15 protein-coding genes are annotated in these 19,325 nt (G+C 28.5%); 12 read left to right on the top strand and 3 right to left on the bottom strand.

Features of this window, described 5'->3' with window-relative positions; all coding sequences use genetic code 11:
• Position 1: 1 nt before the first annotated feature.
• Positions 2-1,387 carry a sensor histidine kinase gene (locus OXH55_RS04580; RefSeq protein ID WP_268048303.1) on the top strand — a complete coding sequence of 462 codons (1,386 nt, stop codon included), beginning with the start codon at positions 2-4 and terminating at the stop codon, positions 1,385-1,387.
• 66 nt (positions 1,388-1,453) lie between these two features.
• Here OXH55_RS04580 and OXH55_RS04575 read toward each other — a convergent pair whose 3' ends face one another.
• The gene (locus tag OXH55_RS04575; RefSeq protein ID WP_268048301.1) at positions 1,454-4,222 is read right to left on the bottom strand and encodes a calcium-translocating P-type ATPase, PMCA-type; all 2,769 of its coding nucleotides are present in this window, start codon (positions 4,220-4,222) and stop codon (positions 1,454-1,456) included.
• Between the two features lie 338 nt (positions 4,223-4,560).
• Here OXH55_RS04575 and OXH55_RS04570 point away from each other — a divergent pair, with 338 nt between their 5' ends.
• A complete protein-coding gene (locus OXH55_RS04570) occupies positions 4,561-6,024 on the top strand; it encodes a methyl-accepting chemotaxis protein (protein WP_268048299.1) in 1,464 nt (487 codons plus the stop codon).
• 116 nt (positions 6,025-6,140) lie between these two features.
• Positions 6,141-7,793, top strand: a complete 1,653-nt coding sequence (gene hcp / locus OXH55_RS04565) for a hydroxylamine reductase (RefSeq protein ID WP_268048298.1) — start codon at positions 6,141-6,143, stop codon at positions 7,791-7,793.
• A 1-nt stretch (position 7,794) separates the two neighbouring features.
• Here the strand turns inward: hcp and OXH55_RS04560 are convergent, their stop codons facing one another.
• Positions 7,795-8,472 carry a Crp/Fnr family transcriptional regulator gene (locus tag OXH55_RS04560; protein ID WP_268048297.1) on the bottom strand — a complete coding sequence of 226 codons (678 nt, stop codon included), beginning with the start codon at positions 8,470-8,472 and terminating at the stop codon, positions 7,795-7,797.
• Between the two features lie 159 nt (positions 8,473-8,631).
• On the opposite strand from OXH55_RS04560, the gene OXH55_RS04555 reads away from it, so the two are divergent.
• Positions 8,632-9,381 carry an ATP-binding protein gene (locus OXH55_RS04555; RefSeq protein ID WP_268048296.1) on the top strand — a complete coding sequence of 250 codons (750 nt, stop codon included), beginning with the start codon at positions 8,632-8,634 and terminating at the stop codon, positions 9,379-9,381.
• A gap of 272 nt (positions 9,382-9,653) precedes the next feature.
• A complete protein-coding gene (locus tag OXH55_RS04550; RefSeq protein WP_268048295.1) occupies positions 9,654-11,036 on the top strand; it encodes a radical SAM protein in 1,383 nt (460 codons plus the stop codon).
• 74 nt (positions 11,037-11,110) lie between these two features.
• Here the strand turns inward: OXH55_RS04550 and OXH55_RS04545 are convergent, their stop codons facing one another.
• The gene (locus OXH55_RS04545; protein ID WP_268048294.1) at positions 11,111-12,220 is read right to left on the bottom strand and encodes a glycosyltransferase family 4 protein; all 1,110 of its coding nucleotides are present in this window, start codon (positions 12,218-12,220) and stop codon (positions 11,111-11,113) included.
• A 154-nt stretch (positions 12,221-12,374) separates the two neighbouring features.
• Here OXH55_RS04545 and OXH55_RS04540 point away from each other — a divergent pair, with 154 nt between their 5' ends.
• The 7 genes from OXH55_RS04540 to OXH55_RS04510 all read left to right on the top strand — a co-directional run bounded on the left by OXH55_RS04540 (position 12,375) and on the right by OXH55_RS04510 (position 19,245).
• Positions 12,375-13,376: a CotS family spore coat protein gene (locus tag OXH55_RS04540; protein ID WP_268048292.1), complete on the top strand. Its 1,002-nt coding sequence runs from the start codon at positions 12,375-12,377 to the stop codon at positions 13,374-13,376.
• Between the two features lies 1 nt (position 13,377).
• On the top strand, positions 13,378-13,581 hold the full coding sequence (locus OXH55_RS04535) for a hypothetical protein (RefSeq protein WP_268048290.1): 204 nt from the start codon (positions 13,378-13,380) through the stop codon (positions 13,579-13,581).
• Positions 13,582-13,592: 11 nt separating this feature from the next.
• Positions 13,593-14,351, top strand: a complete 759-nt coding sequence (locus OXH55_RS04530; protein ID WP_268048289.1) for a spore coat protein — start codon at positions 13,593-13,595, stop codon at positions 14,349-14,351.
• Between the two features lie 13 nt (positions 14,352-14,364).
• Positions 14,365-15,393, top strand: a complete 1,029-nt coding sequence (locus tag OXH55_RS04525) for a CotS family spore coat protein (RefSeq protein ID WP_268048287.1) — start codon at positions 14,365-14,367, stop codon at positions 15,391-15,393.
• Positions 15,394-15,581: 188 nt separating this feature from the next.
• Positions 15,582-16,562: a type I phosphomannose isomerase catalytic subunit gene (locus OXH55_RS04520; protein ID WP_268048285.1), complete on the top strand. Its 981-nt coding sequence runs from the start codon at positions 15,582-15,584 to the stop codon at positions 16,560-16,562.
• A 213-nt stretch (positions 16,563-16,775) separates the two neighbouring features.
• Positions 16,776-18,815 carry a BglG family transcription antiterminator gene (locus tag OXH55_RS04515; RefSeq protein ID WP_268048283.1) on the top strand — a complete coding sequence of 680 codons (2,040 nt, stop codon included), beginning with the start codon at positions 16,776-16,778 and terminating at the stop codon, positions 18,813-18,815.
• Positions 18,808-19,245, top strand: coding sequence for a PTS sugar transporter subunit IIA (locus tag OXH55_RS04510; RefSeq protein ID WP_268048281.1), 438 nt, complete (start codon positions 18,808-18,810; stop codon positions 19,243-19,245). The genes OXH55_RS04515 and OXH55_RS04510 overlap by 8 nt, the downstream gene beginning before the upstream one ends.
• Positions 19,246-19,325 lie beyond the last annotated feature (80 nt).

Genomic DNA, 19,325 nt, shown 5'->3' with positions numbered 1-19,325 from the left:
AATGGAAAAAAGTTTAAGAAGAAAATTAACATTTTCTCATATGTTTGTGGCTATAGTTTGTGTGCTTTTGATAAGTATTGTAGCTAATAATTTTTTGGAAAGACAGTTTCAGAACTATATAATTCAAACAATAGAACGTAAGAGCAATGATATAGTTTCAGCTATAAGGCAACAGTATAATTTAGATGATGAATGGAATTCTATCAGGATTGAGAGTATAGGAGTAGATGCTCTAGAAAATGGTTTTATTATAAGTGTAGAGAATTTAGAGGGAAAAATAATATGGGATGCCAATATATATAACAATGGAAAATGTGAATCCATAATAGAGCATATGGCTCAAAATATGAGACAAAAATACTCAAATTGGCAAGGTGAATACAAAGAAAATCAATATGATATATTAAGTAATTCTCAAAAAGTAGGTAATGTGAAAATTGGTTACTACGGACCTTTCTATTATAATGACAATGATATGTTATTTTTAGATACTTTGAATAAAATTATTATTACTGTAGGTGTAGTTTCGTTGCTTATTGCGGTGATTTTAGGAGTCATAATAGCTTCAGGAGTAAGTAGACCTATTTCAAGAGTGATTGATACTGCAGAAAATATTTCTAACGGAAAGTATGATGAAAGAATTAAAGGAAAATCGGATATTAAAGAAATAAATAAACTTACTACATCAATAAATCATCTAGCAAAAACTTTACAAGAACATGAAATGCTGCAAAAAAGGCTTACAGCAGATGTATCGCATGAGTTAAGAACTCCCTTAACTACGCTCCAAAGTCATATGGAAGCTATTTTAGATGGAGTATGGGAGCCTACTATGGATAGGATTAAAAGCTGTCATGAAGAAATAATAAGAATAAATCGTTTAGTTAGTGATTTAGAAAAATTGTCTATATATGAAGATGAAAATTTTGTTTTACACAAATCTCAATTTGATATAAGTGAAGTTATAAAAAATATTATATTAAATTTTCAAAGCCAGTCTTTGGATAAAAATATAGAAATAGAGGCTAAGTGTGAAAAACAAATGATTTTTGCAGACAAAGATAAGATTAGCCAAGTATGTATAAATCTTATATCTAATGCTTTGAAATATACTCTACAAGGAGGAAAAATTGAAGTAAGGTTAGATAAAAAGAAAGAGTTTATAGAACTTAGTGTAAAGGACAATGGAATCGGCATAGCTGAAAGCGATATTCCATATATATTTGAAAGATTTTATAGAGCGGATAAATCAAGAAATAGGCTTACAGGGGGAGCGGGAATTGGGCTAACTATAACTAAAAGGATAGTTGAAGCTCATAAAGGAAAGATTAATGTTGAAAGTAAAGTAGGAAAAGGAACAGTGTTTAAGGTGATTTTATCAATATAGTCACATTTTTAATGAAAAAGAAGAGCGTAAGGCTCTTCTTCTTTTTTTACATTTTATATAGCAGATTTATGCTGCAATTTTTTTGTGTGAAGATACATTTTCATCCTTCTTAAACATTCTTACTACAAATTTTACTACTTCATTTACTACTATTACTAAAGATGAAGCAGCAATTACTTTAAGCCACATTATAGGACTTAGAGATACTGCATTGAAGAATCCTGAGAATACTTCTGTTATAAATATTTGAACAGCAGCAGTAATTCCTATTATCTTTAAAGCTATAGTATTATCTTTGAAGTGAGGGAAAATACTATCTGTACCAAATTCTCTACAGTTGAAAGCATTGAATAATGCATTAAATGCAAACAATGCAAATAATACTGTTTCCATTTCGTTTGCACCTTTAAACCCTTCTGGTGGAACTTTTGCTCCAAGTGGATTTAAGGTCATTTGTATCATAATTACCGCTGTTATATATACTGCATTTAATATCATAGATTTAAGCATTGTTTGGGTTATTATACTTGAATTTCTATTAGTTGGTTTTCTATTTAAGACTGCATTACGAACTGGTTCAAGACCAAGAGATAATGCTGGAGGTCCATCCATTATAATATTTACCCATAATAGCTGAATAGTAGTAAAAGGCATTTCAAAGTCGAATATTACTGATAAAATAGCTGTTAAGAAAGCTACAATATTAACGGTAATTTGGAATTGAATAAATCTTTGGAAGTTTTCATAAATTCCACGTCCCCATTTGATACCTTTAACTATAGTACCAAAACTGTCATCAGTTAATATTATATCTGCTGCATTTTTACTAACTTCTGTTCCTGCAATACCCATTGCAATACCTACATCTGCTTTAGTTAGTGCTGGAGCATCATTTATTCCATCACCAGTAACTGCAATTACTTCACCATTTGTTTGTAAAGCTTGTACGATTCTCATTTTTGTATCAGGCTTTGAACGTGCAACTATGGCAATAGTTTTTATTTCTTTTTGCAATTCTTCATCTGATAAAGTATCTATATAAGTAGCTTCAACAGCTCTAAATCCATTTTGAAATAGACCAAGATCTTCACCAATTGCAATAGCAGTGTTTATATTATCACCAGTAAGCATTTTTGTAGCAACTCCAGCAGTACGTGCAACTTCTACTGCTTCTTTAACTTCTGGTCTTAATGGGTCTTTTATTCCAACAAATCCAGTGAACACTAAGTCGTCTTCGATAATGCCAGCTTCTGTTGACATGGCAACTTCTTCACTAACGCTTCTGTATGAGAAACCAAGTACACGCATGGATTTCTTTTGAAGTCCTTCAATTTCTATAAGTATTTCTTGTCTTCTTTCTTCAGTTAATTTAACTGTAGTATTATTTATATGTTCATATCTACATAAATCTAAAATAACTTCAGGTGCACCTTTTGTTAGAACTGTACAGCCGTCATTTTCATTAATAACGGTACTCATTCTTTTACGTTTTGAAGTAAAAGGAATTTGATGTACTATATTTGCTTGTTCTCTTTCTTTTACATAGTCATATGAATCGTTATATAGAAGAAGAGCACCTTCTGTAGCACTACCTAAATATTTTATTTCTCCTTCAGCTTTTTCTAAATCAGCAGTAGAGTTGATTAAACAGTTATCAATAAAATAGTTGCTTCTATCACTTAATTCTTCTCTTTTTCTGAACTTACCATTTATATAAACTTTTTCAACAGACATTCTGTTTTGAGTTAGTGTACCTGTTTTATCTGAACAAATGACACTTACAGATCCGATAGTTTCACAAGCTTCTTTTTTAGTAACAAGAGCATTTATCTTAGCCATCTTTTGCATTGTTATTGCAAGGGTCATGTTTATCATAGTAGGAAGTCCTTCAGGTACTGCTGCAACTATTAAAGCAACGCATACTACAAAGGCAGTTTTAACTGGTTCAATAGAATTTAAGAATGGCATAATACCAGAAGTATCAACAGCTAAAGTATGAGCTAAAATCATTTTTACAAGCATAACTATAAAAAGAATAGCTGCAATAGCACTAGATACCTTTGAAATTTTCCCACCTAAGTCTCCAAGTTTTACTTGAAGTGGAGTTTCAACATCGCTTTCTTCAAGATTACTAGCGATTTTACCCATTTCAGAGTTGTCACCAGTAGCTATAACTACAAGTTTTCCTCTACCATATGCAACAAGAGTACCACCAAACACCATATTTATTTGTTTAGCTGGAATCGGATCTTGTACAATAACATTGCCCTTAGATTCGATTTTTTCCATTTCGATGATTGCATCTGCATTCTTACTAACGTCTTCAGATTCTCCTGTTAGCATATCTTCTCTAAGTTTTAAATCAATACTTTCGATTAGTCTTCCATCTGCAGGAATCATATCTCCCATTTCAACAAATACAACATCTCCAGGTACTAAGTCATTTTTACTTATTTGCATAACTTTGCCATTACGGAGAACTTTAACTTCAATATTTTCTGTCATTTTTGAAAGGGCTTCTGCAGCTTTTTGTGATTTACCTTCTGTGATAATTCCTATAGTTATACCTATTGCTACAGCACAAACAATTCCTATGGCATCATGGAATTCTCCAATTAATGCACTAATTAATGCTGCAGCCAAGAGAATTATCATCATAGGTTCTGTTAAAGCATCTTTGATGTCATCCCATATAGAACCTTTTTCTACTTTTGTAAACTCATTAGGACCGTATTTTTCTAGTCTGTTTTTTGCTTCTGAGGTTGATAATCCTGTACTCGAGTTTACCTGTAATTCTTCAAGTACTTTAGAACTTTTTTCATTAAAGTATTTCATACCATCCACCTTTTTTCTAGATTTTTAAGTTTTGTGAAATTTTATTTATGTAAGAATAAAATCACTTAGATTATATCATATCATAAATATGAGATGAAAAGTATATTAAGCTATCCAGTTGATTAAATATTATTAAAAAATTAACAAACTGTATTATTAACATTAGGTTATAATTATATATATTAATATTAGAATATATGGATAAATGGATATAAATGATGTATTTTTTAGTAGATATTAGTATATTATGTTAAAAATTATTGACAAATACTATTATTTAATATAAATTATTAGATGACAATTGTACTTAAAATGCCAAACTATATAGGAGTGATAAGATGTTTAAAAAGAATAAAATAAAAGCAGAATTAAACAAAATTTTTGAGAGTTTTAATAACAAGGATATTGATGCATTAAATCATGTACAGAATTCTGAGTGTGGTATATTGATTAATAGCACAGCTTTTATGGCTAAGACAATACTAAAAATTTCTCCAGTAGTAAATAAAATGATAAAGAATACTTTACATATTATAACAAAAATCAGTAATTTTAATGTTAGATTAGCTCATTATTCGGAGCAATTAAGACAAACATCAGAAACATTAAAAGGATCTAGTGAAAATTTGTTAGCCGCTATGGAAGAAACTAGTGCAAGTATGGAAGAAGCTTCAAAGACTATTGCTATAAATACATCTTCTATAGATATGATAGCCTCTAATACAGAGGCAGTTTCTAAGAATTTTGATACAAATGATAAAATTCTATTGAAGATGAATTCTATAAATGATGAGATTTCAACAAACTCAAAGATTATGGCAGAAAATATAACGAATCTTTCATCGATTATAGAAAATATACAGGAAATTGTTGAAGGAATTGGTAAAACTGCTTCAGATACTAATTTACTTGCCCTAAATGCTAGTATTGAAGCTGCTAGAGCAGGTGAACATGGTAAAGGATTCGCAGTTGTTGCAAATGAAATAAAAAAGCTATCTGAAAATACAACAAAGCAGTTAGATTTTATACAAAATTTTATGACTAAAATAGAAGAAGCCTCTGCAAAAAGTAATAGTAGTATTAATAATACATTAGATTCTATTGAAAATATGAATAAATTCTCTGAGGAAATGGCAGAGCATTTTGAAGAAAGTAAGGAATCTGTAAAAAGTGTAATTGAAGGAATTCAAACTATATCCTCAAATATGGAAGAGCTTAATGCAGTTAGTGAAGAGATAAGCGCTTCAACAGTTGAAATAAGTAAAGATACAGAAAGAATTACTTATATATCCGAAGATATTTATAAAAATGCAGAAGAAATTGGTACAATGGGCATAGAAATGGGTGGATTCCAAAATGATATATCAAATTTAGCTAAATTAACTGGAGAATTAAATAAAGAAAAATACTTTAAGTTATCAAATAAAGACTTAATACAAGTTATGGATAAAGTAATTATAGCGCATAAGAATTGGGTAAAAACTTTAGAAGAAATGGCTGAAAATATGCTAGCAAAACCACTACAATTAAATCCACATCAATGTAATTTTGGACTTTTTTATTATTCTGTTGAGCCAGCAAATGAAGAAGTACTTCATGTATGGAATATGGTAGAAGAGATTCATGATAAATTACATAATAAAGGACACGAAGTTATAACGGATATTAAAGAAAATAATAAACAATCAGCATTGCAACACTATAAAGAAGCAAAAGATTTATCAAAAGACGTTATAGAGAAATTTAGCAAAATAAAAAATATTGCGGAAAAACTTGAAAAGGAAAATAAATCAGTTTTTTAAAATAAAAGAAGGATTTGTAACGAATGTTACAGATTCTTTTTTTATTGTTATCTATAATTAAATCATAAGATATAACTTGAAAAAATTACTATAAAAATAAATGGAGGTATTTAATTATGAGTATGTTCTGTTATCAATGTCAAGAAGCAGCTGGGTGCAAAGGCTGTACTAATAGAGGAGTTTGTGGTAAAACAGATGATGTAGCAAATTTACAGGATTTATTAATATACACTATTAAGGGTATTTCTTTATATGCAATAAATTATGAACATATAGATGATATTACAGAAAGAGTAAATAAATTTATAATAGATGGACTTTTTTCAACTATAACTAATGCTAATTTTGATAAAGTTATTTTTGTAGAAAAAATCAAAAAAGGTTTAGCGATAAGAGAAGAAGTAAAAGAAGCTTTATTAAAAGAAGGAAAAAATATAGAAAACATAAAACATGATTCTGCATTGTGGATGGAAAGTACTTTAGAAGAATTTGAGGAAAAAGCTAAGAGTGTAGGTATACTTTCAACAGAAAACGAGGACGTGAGATCTTTAAGAGAGCTTCTAATTTACGGAGTTAAAGGGATGGCAGCTTATGCAGAACATGCATATAACTTAGGATATACAAATAATGAAATTGTTACTTTTATGAAAAAAGCTTTAGCATCAACAACAGACGATACATTAACTGTGGATGAAATGGTAGGTATTGTATTGGAATGTGGAAAATATGGTGTAGATGTTATGGCGCTGTTGGATAAAGCTAATACAGAAACTTATGGAAATCCAGAAATAACAAAAGTTAATATTGGAGTTGGCAGCAATCCAGGAATTTTAATAAGTGGTCATGACTTAAAGGACATGGAAGAACTTCTTAAACAAACAGAGGGGACTGGGGTAGATGTATATACTCATAGTGAAATGCTTCCAGCAAACTATTATCCGGCTTTTAAGAAATATGAACATTTTGTAGGAAACTATGGAAACGCATGGTGGAAACAAAATGAGGAATTTGAAAGTTTCAATGGACCTATTTTAATGACAACAAACTGTATAGTTCCACCAAAGGAGTCATATAAAGATAGAATATACACTACAGGTTCAGCAGGATTTGAAGGAGTAAAACATATATCAGATAGAGTAGATGGAAAAGCTAAGAACTTCTCTGAAATAATAGAACATGCAAAGAAGTGTAAATCTCCTGTAGAGATAGAAAAAGGAGAAATAGTAGGAGGATTTGCTCACAATCAAGTATTAGCTCTAGCAGATAAAGTAGTAGACGCGGTAAAATCAGGAGCAATAAAGAGATTTTTTGTAATGGCAGGTTGTGATGGAAGAATGAAGAGTAGAAATTACTACACAGACTTTGCAAAAGCATTACCAAAAGATACTGTAATACTTACAGCAGGCTGTGCAAAATATAAATATAATAAATTAGATTTAGGTGATATAGGTGGAATACCAAGAGTTTTAGATGCAGGTCAATGCAACGATTCGTATTCACTTGCAGTAATAGCTCTTAAATTAAAAGAAGTATTTGGATTAAATGACATAAATGAACTTCCTATTTCATATAATATTGCATGGTATGAGCAAAAGGCAGTAATAGTATTGCTTGCATTATTACACTTAGGTGTTAAAAATATTCACCTTGGACCAACACTACCAGCATTCTTATCACCAAATGTTGCAAAAGTTTTAGTAGATAACTTTGGTATAGCAGGCATTGGCAGTGTGGAAGATGATATTAAATTATTTATGGGTGAAGAGTAAACTAGAACAAACAATCTTCTAACTTCTCTAAATCTATAATAGTTATAGTATTACGAGTAAATTCAATTAAATTATCCTCTCTCATATTGATTAATTCTCTAGATAAGGATGGACGAGTTGTACCAAATTGGTCAGCAAGTTCCTGTCTAGAGAATTTTATATTTATAGTTAAACTTTTTTGCTTCTTGTATTCATCAAGAAGAAAGCTTGCTAATTTCTCTCTTATAGTTCCATAGGAGAGATTTTTTAGTTTTTTATTTAACATAAGTATTTTATTAGACAATAATCCCATAAATTTATTTAGAAAAACTGAATTTGAACTACAAAGATTTATTATGTCAGTTTTTGATATAAATATTATCTTTGATTTATCTGTAGACATTATTGCTGAAGGATATTCTTTCATATTTGAAAATATAATAACTTCTCCAAAGATACCACCTTGTTTAATTTTGCTTATAGTAACAGTTTTACCAGAAGGATAATTTTTTTGTACTTCTACAGTTCCTTCGAGTACAATTCCTATACTGGATAGAGGATCACCCTCTAGTGCTATTGTTTGATCTTTATCAAAAGCGCCTATCTTGTAGTTGATATTATTTAATATTTGATAGAGTTGATCTTCTGCAAAACTACTAAATAACTTACAGGATTTTAAATCTTTAATTATAGAATTCATATTTTCCTCCTTAAATTTATATAATAAACTACTTTTGTAACATAGGTTACATATTTATTATATAAAATTTATTATAATTAAATCAAGAAATAGATAGAAAGTATTTTGAACACTAGTAGAATACTAATTGATATATATATATGAATGGAGGAATTTAAAATGAAAAGAAAAATAATTTCAATAGATGAAAAGAAATGTAACGGATGTGAACTTTGTGTTAATGCTTGTCATGAAGGAGCTATAGAACTTATAAATGGTAAAGCCAGACTTGTATCAGATGAATATTGCGATGGATTAGGAGATTGCTTACCAGCATGCCCTACAGATGCAATAAAAATTATAGAAAGAGAAGCAGAAGAATATAATGAAGAAGCTGTTGAAAAGAGAATGGTAGAAATGAAAGAAAATAAAGAAGTAGCAAAAGCAATGCCTTGTGGCTGTCCAGGAACTATGGCAAAGATGATTAAAAGAGAGAATAGTAAAGCTGATGATAAGAAAATTTCAGTTAAAGAGGACAATAGAGGAGCTGAAACAAAAAATGTATCAGAATTAAGACAATGGCCTGTTCAGATAAAATTAATAAATCCTAAATCTTCATTCTTAGAAAATGCAGATTTGTTAATTGCAGCTGATTGTACGGCTTATGCTTATGCAGATTTTCATAAGGACTTCATAAAGAATCATATTACAATGATAGGTTGCCCAAAACTTGATGATAATGAATATTATAAAGAAAAGCTAACAGAAATATTAAGAAACAACAATATAAGAAGCATAAAGGTTGTAAGAATGTCAGTTCCATGCTGTACTGGTATTGTAAATTCAGTTAAAAGAGCAATGCTTGAATCTAATGTAATAGTTCCATATAGTGAAGTAATAATAGATACTGATGGAAGCATACTAGAATAAAAGAAAGAGCAAGAACATAGAGAATCTCTATATTCTTGCTCTTTTTTTATGTTTATTTTTACTGAATTTAAATTCTTTAATTTTCTTTTTTTCTTTCTGGCTACTGAAAAGTGCTTTGCACTTTTCTTATAGAGTTTATTTATTAACAGTTTGTAAATATACCTTTAAGATCGTTGATTTTGAATCGACATGGAATATAATGTAAAACAAAAAGCATATCCTAATACTGTACTTAACTTATAATAATTTAAAAGTAGTAGGGGGAAGTATAAATGAGTGTAAAGGATAGCTTAGAGAAGAGTCTAAAACGAAAAATTATTAATACAGTTGTAGACATTATGGAGAAGAATCCAGAAAAAAATGTTGATAAGATTTTTGAAGCACTTAAAATGGTTACAAAAGACAAACATCAAATAGAACAAATAGAAACTGTTCATAAGTATTATAAAACTCAACCTGCTACATACCAGTTAGTGCAAAATATTTTAGGTAAAACAGATAAAAAATGTTTAAAGAAATTTTTTACTAATTTTTTTGCAAATGCTAACTGGTATGCAGGTTCTAAAAGATCAAAATATTTAGATGAAGAGGATACAAAGATACCATTTACTATGCTTATAAGTCCAACTATGCAGTGTAATTTAAGATGTAAAGGATGCTATGCAGCAGACTTACTAGATCAGCCTAAAATACCAATAGAAGAAGTAGACAGAATAATAGGAGAGGCTAGAGATTTAGGTATATATTGGATTATAGTTTTAGGAGGAGAACCGTTCTTCTATAAAGAGCTGCTTGATTTGTATGAAAAATATGATGATGTAATGTTTTCTCCATTTACCAATGGAACAATGATAGATGAAAAGCTCGCAGATAGAATTAAGAAATTAGGAAATGTATTTCCAATGTTATCGGTAGAAGGTGAAGAAAAAGAAACAGATGAAAGAAGAGGAAAAGGGACATATCAAAAAGTTATGCATGCAATGGACTTACTTAATGAAAGAGGAATATTGTTTGGTGTATCTACAGCAGTTACAAGATTAAATATAGATTCGGTTTTATCAGATAGATTTGTTGATAAATTAGTTGATAAAGGTTCTAAATTAAACTGGTATTTCTTATTTATGCCTTGTGGAACAAAAAATCCAGATTATGATTTAATGCTAACACCAGAGCAAAGAGTATATCTTGGAAAGAGAACACATGAAATTAGAAAGACAAAACCTTATTTTACAATGGACTTTTTTAATGATGCACCATTTGTTGGTGGATGTATTGCAGGAAAATTCTTCTTCCATGTGAATGTTCATGAAGATTGTGAACCATGTATATTTGCGCATTTTGCAACACAAAACTTAAAAGATAAGCGGTTAATAGATGTATTTAGGGATCCATTCTTCAAAGAACTAAGACATAGACAGCCGTATAATAAAAATATGCTAAGACCTTGCATGATGATTGACAATCCACATGTTGTTAGAGAAGTGTGTGAAAAGACAGGAGCAAAACCAACTGACGACGGTGGGAAAACTATGCTTTATAATCAAAAATTCAAGGAAACTATTCAACAAATAGCAGATGAATGGACACCATATTCAGATAAAATGTGGAAAGAAGTTTATAATGAAAAAGGAAATGATGCATTCTCTAAAGGATGATAAATTAAAATAAAGAATGAAAAATAAAGGTAACAATTGTATGTTTTATATGTAATTGTTACCTTTATTTTTCTTTACAATGTACATATTTTTTTATATGCTTCAAGCGTTGCTTGTGATGTTTTAATCCAAGAAAACATAGAAGAACGATTAAGACCTTTTTCACTTAACGTTTTTCTAAGTACCGTATCATTTAAAACTTTCTCTATAGACTTGGTTAGTTCGTTTTCATCATAAGGATTAATAAGTATACCGCTGTCTTCAACAACTTCTGGAATGGATGTGAGATTAGATGTTATAACAGGAGTACCACAGCTCATTGCTTCTAGAGGAGGTAATCCAAAACCTTCATAAAGCGATGGGTAAACAAAGACTTCACACCCATTATAGAAAAGGGGTAGTATATCTTGAGGAACAAATCCAGTAAAAACTATTTTAGAAGAGTTAAGATATTTATTATTTAGGTAGTCTCCTAAATCTTTTTTTGCACCAACAATAACTAAAGAGTAGTCTTTATCAAAGTGTGGACTTAGTTTAGTAAAGGATTTTATAAGCGAAGTTACGTTTTTCCTAGGACTAAAGCCACCTATATATAATATAAAAGGTGTTTTTATGTTATAGGTTTCTTTTAAAGAAGTTAGACACAGTTCTTTATTTAAAGGTTTATAAATATTATCAGCTGCTAGAGGAGTTACAAAGATTTTACTCTCATCTATTGGGAAAAACTTCAATATATCTTTTTTAGAGTATTCTGAAACAGTTATAATTCCATCGGCATTTTGTATAATATAGGGAACTTCTTTTAAAAATTTAAGCAGATAGCCTTTACCTACAGTTTCAGGCATTAGATAAGGAATTAAATCATGAATAGTTATTACTTTTTTACATTTTATTTCTTCATTGAGACCTATTCCATTTTGGGGTACATGATAAATATCTATGTTTTCTCTTATTAAATCATAGGGAAAATAGTGCTGTTGAAAAAATCTTTGATGCTTACGTGAGGTCATAATGATATTGCTATTTTCTCTATTAAGATCTTCAAAATTTTTACCTGACCAATAAAGGTGAAAATAGTCCTTCTTATCTATATCTATTAAATTTTTAACAATATTTTCTGTATAAGTACCAATTCCGGTGCCCCTATACCAATTGATACCTCTAGCATCAATTGCAATTTTCATTTAATTCACTCCTTAAATATCCCTATATATATTAATAATAGTATTAAATACAGAGTGAAAGTGTGATACAAAGTTTGTAAATACCTACAATTATTCACAGACTAAAAATATATTCATATACTAAAATGAGAAAAAGATTTTGGAGGAGTAGCATTTGTGTACAAATGAGGTGAAAAAAATAGTTGAAAATAAGTATATGCTTCAAGTTAATGCAGTAGAAAAAATAAAAAATGTATATAAAATCAATGCATCTAGCAAAGAATATTGCCTCAAAGTTATCAAGTATGAATTGGGACATTTTCTCTTTATTATAAGTGCTATAAAACATCTCCAAGAAAAAGAATTTAAAAAGATTCCAGACATCATAAAGACTAAGGATAATGGTGACTATGTAAAACTTGGAGAGAATTATGCCTATTTAACACCATGGATTAATGCAAGACTTTGTAATTATGATAATCCTTTAGATATAAGGAGTGCTACTTTAAAACTAGCAGAACTTCATAAAAAAAGTATGGAGTTTAATGTAAGAAGAGAAATGAATCCAAGAATAGGGTGGCTTAAATGGATACAGACCTATAAAACACGCAAAAATGAGATTTTAGATTTTAGATATAGAATAAATCAAAAAGATAAGAAGTCAAAATTTGATGAAGTATATTTAAACATAATGAATGAAGAGTTAGAAAGAGCTGACAGGTCAATTGAACATTTAATAAAAAGTGATTACATTTTAGAAATGAAAAAGGAAATTAAAAACAAAGGGTTTTGTCATCATGATTATGCTTACCATAATGTTCTAATTGATAACGAAAATGATGTTAATATAATTGATTTTGATTATTGTATTTTAGATACTCACCTACATGATTTAGCTAGTCTTTTAATAAGAAGAATGAAATATGGAAAGTGGGATAGCGAAAATGCAAGAGAGATAATAGAAATTTATAATTCCATAAATGAAGTAAATAGCAATCATATTGAAATCATTAAAGCTTTTATAGAATTTCCACAAGATTATTGGCAAAGGGGAATTCAGTATTATTGGGAGAAAAAAGACTGGGGAGAAGAATTCTTTTTAAAGAAAATACAGAAATACATTGAAGATAGAGATCAAAGACAAGAATTTATAAATGAATTTGAGTGGAGGTGTTGATGTGAGTAAGAAGGAAAAAGACAATTATGAAAACATAAAAAAGGAAGTTGAAGATGTAGATATAGATGAATATGATAAGGAGCTTGATGATTTAAGGGATTATATAAAAAGGTTGAAGAAAATAAAAAAAAGACAAAAGAAACTTAAAAAACTGGAAAGAGAAAAGGAATATATAATAAAGAAAATTAATAAAAAAGATAAGTAGAGGTGAATATTATGAGAAACTCACCTAGAGAATCTTTTTTTGAGTATGTAAGTAAAAAGGGAGTAAAAGTCATAGAATCTCAAAAAAAAATTAGTGTAAAAAATAAAATTATAGATGAAGGTATAATAAATCAGCTTAAGTTAATTAGCGAATTTCATAGTAAAGCTATGGGATATGACAATTATATAGGACATAAATTGCAAGATAAAAGAGGGCGGATTGTAGAACAATATAAGATTTATATAAAAAAGATTAGAAGGGAACTTGAAGAGGTCAAGAAGAAATCAGAATTAAATAGTTTAGAAAAATTATTTCTTCAGTGTGGGGATGAATACTTAGATAAAGCTCAAAAATGTATAGATAAGATATATGAAAATAATTACTTAGAACTTATAAAAAGGAGTATGGATAGAATAGAAGTATGTTTAGGCAATACTTATTTTACAAATTTAAATAAAGAAGAACAAATAGAGGTATTGACTATTGAAGAGTGTTGTTATGATTTGGTAGAAATGGATGGTGTTTATTTTTTTAATAAAATAAAGAAGAAAGGGAGAAGTTTAAATTATAAAGAATTAATTCATAAATTTTGTGAGTTTGAAAATTTGAATCAAGATAGTGAAAAATTTATAGAAGCTTTAATTTCATATCCCTATGATTTCATGAAATGCTTAATGAGATATAAGAAAGATAAGTATGAGCTTAATGAAGAAAAATACAGAATGAAATTAGAAAAAATAATAATTGATGATAATAAGAAATTAATATGAAGGGGGGAGATTAATGCTAAAGAATTCAAGATTTAAAGATAAACAATATTTAATGCAGTATGATCTAAATGTGGATATTTTCGAAAATTATGATTTTAAGGTAGAAGATATAATTCCAGTTAGAAAAGTCTTTATAATTATTACGGATAAGGGTAATAAAATTTTGAAGAAAATAGACTATGATATCGATGATTTACAATTTATTAATTCAGGAATAGAGTATATAAGAAAAAATGGTTTTACAAGAATTTTTAATTTTGAAAAAACAAAGGACGATAGAATATATGTAAATTACAATAAAAAAATTTATTATGTAATGGACTTAATAGAAGGAAGAGAAAGTGAATACAGTAATCCAATAGATGTAATTACAGCTTCTAAAGGGTTAGGAGAACTTCACAAAGCTTGCGAAGGATTTAGTTCTAGAAATAAGGAAAGATATTTTTGTGGTAATACCCTTGACAGTTTCGAAAGAAAATTACAAGAAATGGATTTGTTTAAGAATATAGCTTCTTTAAGTGAAGAAAAAAATGAATTTGATGAAATATTTTTGAATAATATAGAGTATTATAAGAAACAAATGGAAACAAGTATTAAGGTTTTAGAAAAATCATATTTTTATAAATTATGTAGTGAAGAAGATAAAAAAGTATTGTGCCATCATGATTTAGCTCATCATAATATCTTAATAAGAGATAATAAAGCTTATTTTGTAGATTTTGATTATTCTATTATTGATTTAAAAGTACATGATTTATGTAATTTTATAAGTAAAGTAGAAAAAAAAGTTGGTTTTGATATAGAAAAAGCAAATTTGATTATTAACAATTATTGTTTATTTAATGAACTTGATAAAAAAGAATTAGAAGTTTTATATGGAATGTTGAGTTTCCCACAAGATTTTTATACTTTGATTAAAGAATATTATACTAGAACGAAGAATTGGGAATATGGAACTTTTTTAACAAAGCTTATAAAAAAGACAGAATTTAAAGAAGATAAGAAAGAATTCTTGGAAAAATTCAAAAAACTCATAGGTTAAACAAAAAAGCGTTTAAAAAGAAATTTCTTTTAAACGCTTTTTTATTTTGAAAATATAAATTTTCCTTATTAATATGGTAATAAATTTGAATATTTATATATAGTTATTGTTAAACAAAGATGTTATGATAAAATGTGAAAAATTATCATTTAATAATAAATATATTAATATAAAATGGAGGGATAAAAATGTATCCATTAAAATTTGAGAATTTATATTATGAAAAAATATGGGGAGGTAGAGATTTAGAATTATTTAGAGAAAATTTACCTGAAGGAAATATAGGTGAAAGTTGGGATATTGCTTGCCATTCTCATGGAACAAGTGTAGTTGCAAATGGAGAATTTAAAGGAACTAAGTTAGACGAGTTGATTCAGTTAAAAGCGGAAGAATTTATAGGGACTGAAATTTCTAAAGAATGGTTTCCACTACTTATTAAGCTTATAAATGCTAAAGATAAATTATCAGTTCAAGTTCATCCAGATGATAAATATGGAAAAGAAGTAGAAGGTGAAATGGGCAAGACTGAAGTTTGGTATGTAGTTGAGGCTTTTGAAGGGGCTAATTTAATTGTAGGAACTAAAGAAGGATGTACTAAAGAACAATTTAAGAAATCCATTGAAGAGGGAAAATTAGACGAATATATGAATAAAATTCCTGTGAAAAAAGGTGAAGTGTATTTTGTGAAAAGTGGATTGATTCATGCTATTGGTGAAGGGGTTATAATAGCTGAAATACAGCAAAATAGTGATACTACTTATAGAGTATATGATTATAATAGAGGAAGAGAACTTCATATAAATAAGGCTTTAGATGTTGTGGATCTTAGATTAGGTGGAAATAAAAGTACTGGTGTTAAGATAGAAAGAGAAGGTTATGATAAAACTTATTTATGCTTATGTAAGGATTTCTCATTAGAACTATATGATGTGCAAAAATCTTTTACTGAAATTAGTGATAGAGAAAGATTTTATGCATTTACTTGTGTAGATGGAGAAGGAGAAATTGTTTATAAAGAAGGAATTGAAACAATAAGAAAAGGCGATAGTGTATTAATTCCAGCTGCTTTAGGAGAATATACATTTAAGGGTGACATGAAAGTTTTAAAGAGTTATGTACCTAATGTTGAAAGAGTTGAAGAAGATATTTTGAAAGAAGTTAGAAAATAGCAAAAGCATTATGAGTAGAGGGAGGTAGAGAATACCTCCTTTTATTGAATTGTGAAAAAATTACGTTAATTATGACAAAAGTTCCGCATTAATGTGGAATCAAAAGTGAATATTCACATCTAGAAATAGTAAAAGGGGAATGATATCATAAAAGCATAACAAGAGAAAACAAAAAATGATTCTAGAATTAAACCAATATTGGAAGTGATAATAATGCCTAACAAAGAAAGGATTAAGAATCAAATTGAATTGATTTTGTTAGAGAGTAAAGAACCAATTACTGTATCAAAAATAGCACAATATGTTTCAGTGTCAACAAAAACTATTAGAAATTATTTAAAAGAAATGGAAAAAAAGTGGGTTGAAAATGGAATTCAATTTATCAAAAAGCCCAATGTAGGTGTATATTTAAAAATCACGGAACAAGAACGGGCTGAATTAAAAAGAAAATTAAATAATGATAAAGATAAAAAAATAGATTATTCACCACGATATAGGCGTGAATATATTTTAAAAACACTATTTAAAAATAGGTACACTTATACCATTCAACTTTTAGCAGAAGATTTATATTGTAGTAAAAGTACTATAGTAAATGATTTAGTATATGTTCAAAAATGGATAGAAAATCATGGACTTAGTTTAAAACGTAAGCAGAATCAAGGGCTTTGGATTGAAGGTAATGAGAAGACTTATAGAAGAGCTATGATGGATTTATTTTATGAAATAAAGGAAGAACAGAATTCTAAGTCTATAGGAGAAGATGAAGTTGAAAAATTAGATTACCGTATTGATTTTGTTAATTATAAAAAGCTTAAGCATCTATTTCCTAGAACTAATTTATATAAAATACAATACATTGTACAGCAAGCAGAAGATAAATTGGGATATTATTTTACAGATCAAGCTTTTATAAATTTAATTACTCATATAGCAATTACCATAGAAAGAGTAAAGAATAAAAATGAAATAACTATGGGAAAAGAAATGTTTGATACATTAATAAAAGAATATGAATTTAAAGTAGCTGAATGGGTAATTGAAAAGATTAGTGAAGAGTTTGGTATGAAATTTCCAGAAAGTGAAGTAGGATATATTTCACTTCATATGCTGGGAGCTAGGATTCAAGAAGATATACCAATCAAGGATTATGATGCATTGCTTGAGTCACAGAATGAAAATTACATGAAAATAGCAGAGGAAATAATAAGGCTTGTAAGTGAAATATTAAGAGTTGATTTATCTAATGATAAATTATTGTTTACAGGTTTAGTTCTTCATTTAAGACCTACTATGGCTAGACTTAAATATGGACTTAAATTAAGAAATCCTATGTTAGAAAGAATCAAAAGAGAGTATACCAGTATTTTTGGAGCTGCATGGGCATGTAGTAGTATATTTGAAAAAAAGATGGGAGTTTCCATAACTGAAGATGAAGTAGGGTATATTGCTCTTCATATAGCAGTAGCTGTTGAAAGAGTAAGTAATAAAATAAAAACAGTAATTGTATGTTCAAGTGGAATAGGTACTTCTCAACTAGTTGCTGGAAGACTTAGGAAGAAAATAAATGAACTTGAAATAGTTACAATAATCCCCTTGAGTCGCTTGAGTGAAGAGTTAATAAATGAAGCTGACTTAATTGTAAGTACAATACCTATTGCAAAAAATAATCCTAAAATTGCGTATATAAGTACTTTAGTTGATGAGGTTGATATTTTAAAGATAAGAAGCAGTATAAAAAATATACAAATCTCAGCTTGTGAAAAAAAGATAAAAGAAAATGAAGAAGTAAATGATAAAGAGTTAAATACTAAAAAAATAATTAATCAAGAATTATGTTTTATAGAGAATGAAAAGAGAGAGTTTGATGAAATTATCCAATATTATGGACAATTAATGATGGATAAAGGATATGTAAAAGAAGGATTTTGCAGAAATGTTTTGGAAAGAGAGAAAAAAGCATCAACTGTTATAGGAAAAGGTATTGCTATACCTCACTCTAAACCAGAATATGTAGAAGAATCTAAGGTTTGCATTATAAAACTTGAAAATCCTATTATAAGAAATAATCAAGAAATAAATATAATTATAATTTTAGCTATTAAATTTAAAGATATATCTACTACTAGAGCGTTTTTTAAGAATTTATACTCTGTTTTAGATAATGAACTGTTAATAGATAAGATAAAGAAAACTAATGACAAATTAGAAATAATAAATATTTTTCTAAATGGAGGTAATGACAATGAATAATTTAATTAATAAGGAAATGATAGTGCTTGATTTAGAGGCCAAAACAAAAGATGATGTAATTGAAAAGCTTTCAAGAGTAATTGAAAAACAAGAAAGACTTATAGATTTTGAAGGATATGTAGCACAAGTAAAGAGAAGAGAAGAACAGTTTCCAACTTCTGTAGGATTTGAAGTATCTATCCCACATGGAAAATGTGACTCAGTTAAAACGGCAGCGTTAGCTTTTGCCAGATTGAAAGATGAAGTTCAATGGAGTGAAGAGGAAAAAGCAAAATATGTATTTTTAATTGCAGTACCTGAGGCAGAAGCAGGTAATACTCATCTTCAAATTCTTGCTCAATTATCAAGAAAGATTATGAGAGAAGAATTTAGAAACAATCTTAAGGAAGCTCAGCAGGTTGAAGAAATCTTAGAGCTGTTAGAAGTATAATATTACAACCGATGTAATCGTTTTTTTAAAATGGTTTCAAAGTTTCATTTTTAATATAAGCATTCATACTAAAAATAATT

The organism is Clostridium ganghwense (assembly GCF_026735165.1).
GTDB classification, from domain to species: domain Bacteria; phylum Bacillota; class Clostridia; order Clostridiales; family Clostridiaceae; genus Clostridium_H; species Clostridium_H ganghwense.
Note: the sequence above shows the minus strand (reverse complement) of the source record. Positions and strands in the feature narration are given on the sequence as shown.

Excerpts from the sequence above, each read along its gene's own strand:
- OXH55_RS04555 (WP_268048296.1), top strand. The coding sequence starts at position 8,632 with ATGAAAAGAAAAATAATTTCAATAGATGAAAAGAAATGTAACGGATGT.
- OXH55_RS04570 (WP_268048299.1), top strand. The coding sequence starts at position 4,561 with ATGTTTAAAAAGAATAAAATAAAAGCAGAATTAAACAAAATTTTTGAG.
- OXH55_RS04530 (WP_268048289.1), top strand. The coding sequence starts at position 13,593 with ATGAGAAACTCACCTAGAGAATCTTTTTTTGAGTATGTAAGTAAAAAG.
- OXH55_RS04580 (WP_268048303.1), top strand. The coding sequence starts at position 2 with ATGGAAAAAAGTTTAAGAAGAAAATTAACATTTTCTCATATGTTTGTG.
- hcp (WP_268048298.1), top strand. The coding sequence starts at position 6,141 with ATGAGTATGTTCTGTTATCAATGTCAAGAAGCAGCTGGGTGCAAAGGC.
- OXH55_RS04545 (WP_268048294.1), bottom strand. The coding sequence starts at position 12,220 with ATGAAAATTGCAATTGATGCTAGAGGTATCAATTGGTATAGGGGCACC.
- OXH55_RS04560 (WP_268048297.1), bottom strand. The coding sequence starts at position 8,472 with ATGAATTCTATAATTAAAGATTTAAAATCCTGTAAGTTATTTAGTAGT.
- OXH55_RS04550 (WP_268048295.1), top strand. The coding sequence starts at position 9,654 with ATGAGTGTAAAGGATAGCTTAGAGAAGAGTCTAAAACGAAAAATTATT.
- OXH55_RS04515 (WP_268048283.1), top strand. The coding sequence starts at position 16,776 with ATGCCTAACAAAGAAAGGATTAAGAATCAAATTGAATTGATTTTGTTA.
- OXH55_RS04525 (WP_268048287.1), top strand. The coding sequence starts at position 14,365 with ATGCTAAAGAATTCAAGATTTAAAGATAAACAATATTTAATGCAGTAT.
- OXH55_RS04575 (WP_268048301.1), bottom strand. The coding sequence starts at position 4,222 with ATGAAATACTTTAATGAAAAAAGTTCTAAAGTACTTGAAGAATTACAG.
- OXH55_RS04510 (WP_268048281.1), top strand. The coding sequence starts at position 18,808 with ATGAATAATTTAATTAATAAGGAAATGATAGTGCTTGATTTAGAGGCC.
- OXH55_RS04520 (WP_268048285.1), top strand. The coding sequence starts at position 15,582 with ATGTATCCATTAAAATTTGAGAATTTATATTATGAAAAAATATGGGGA.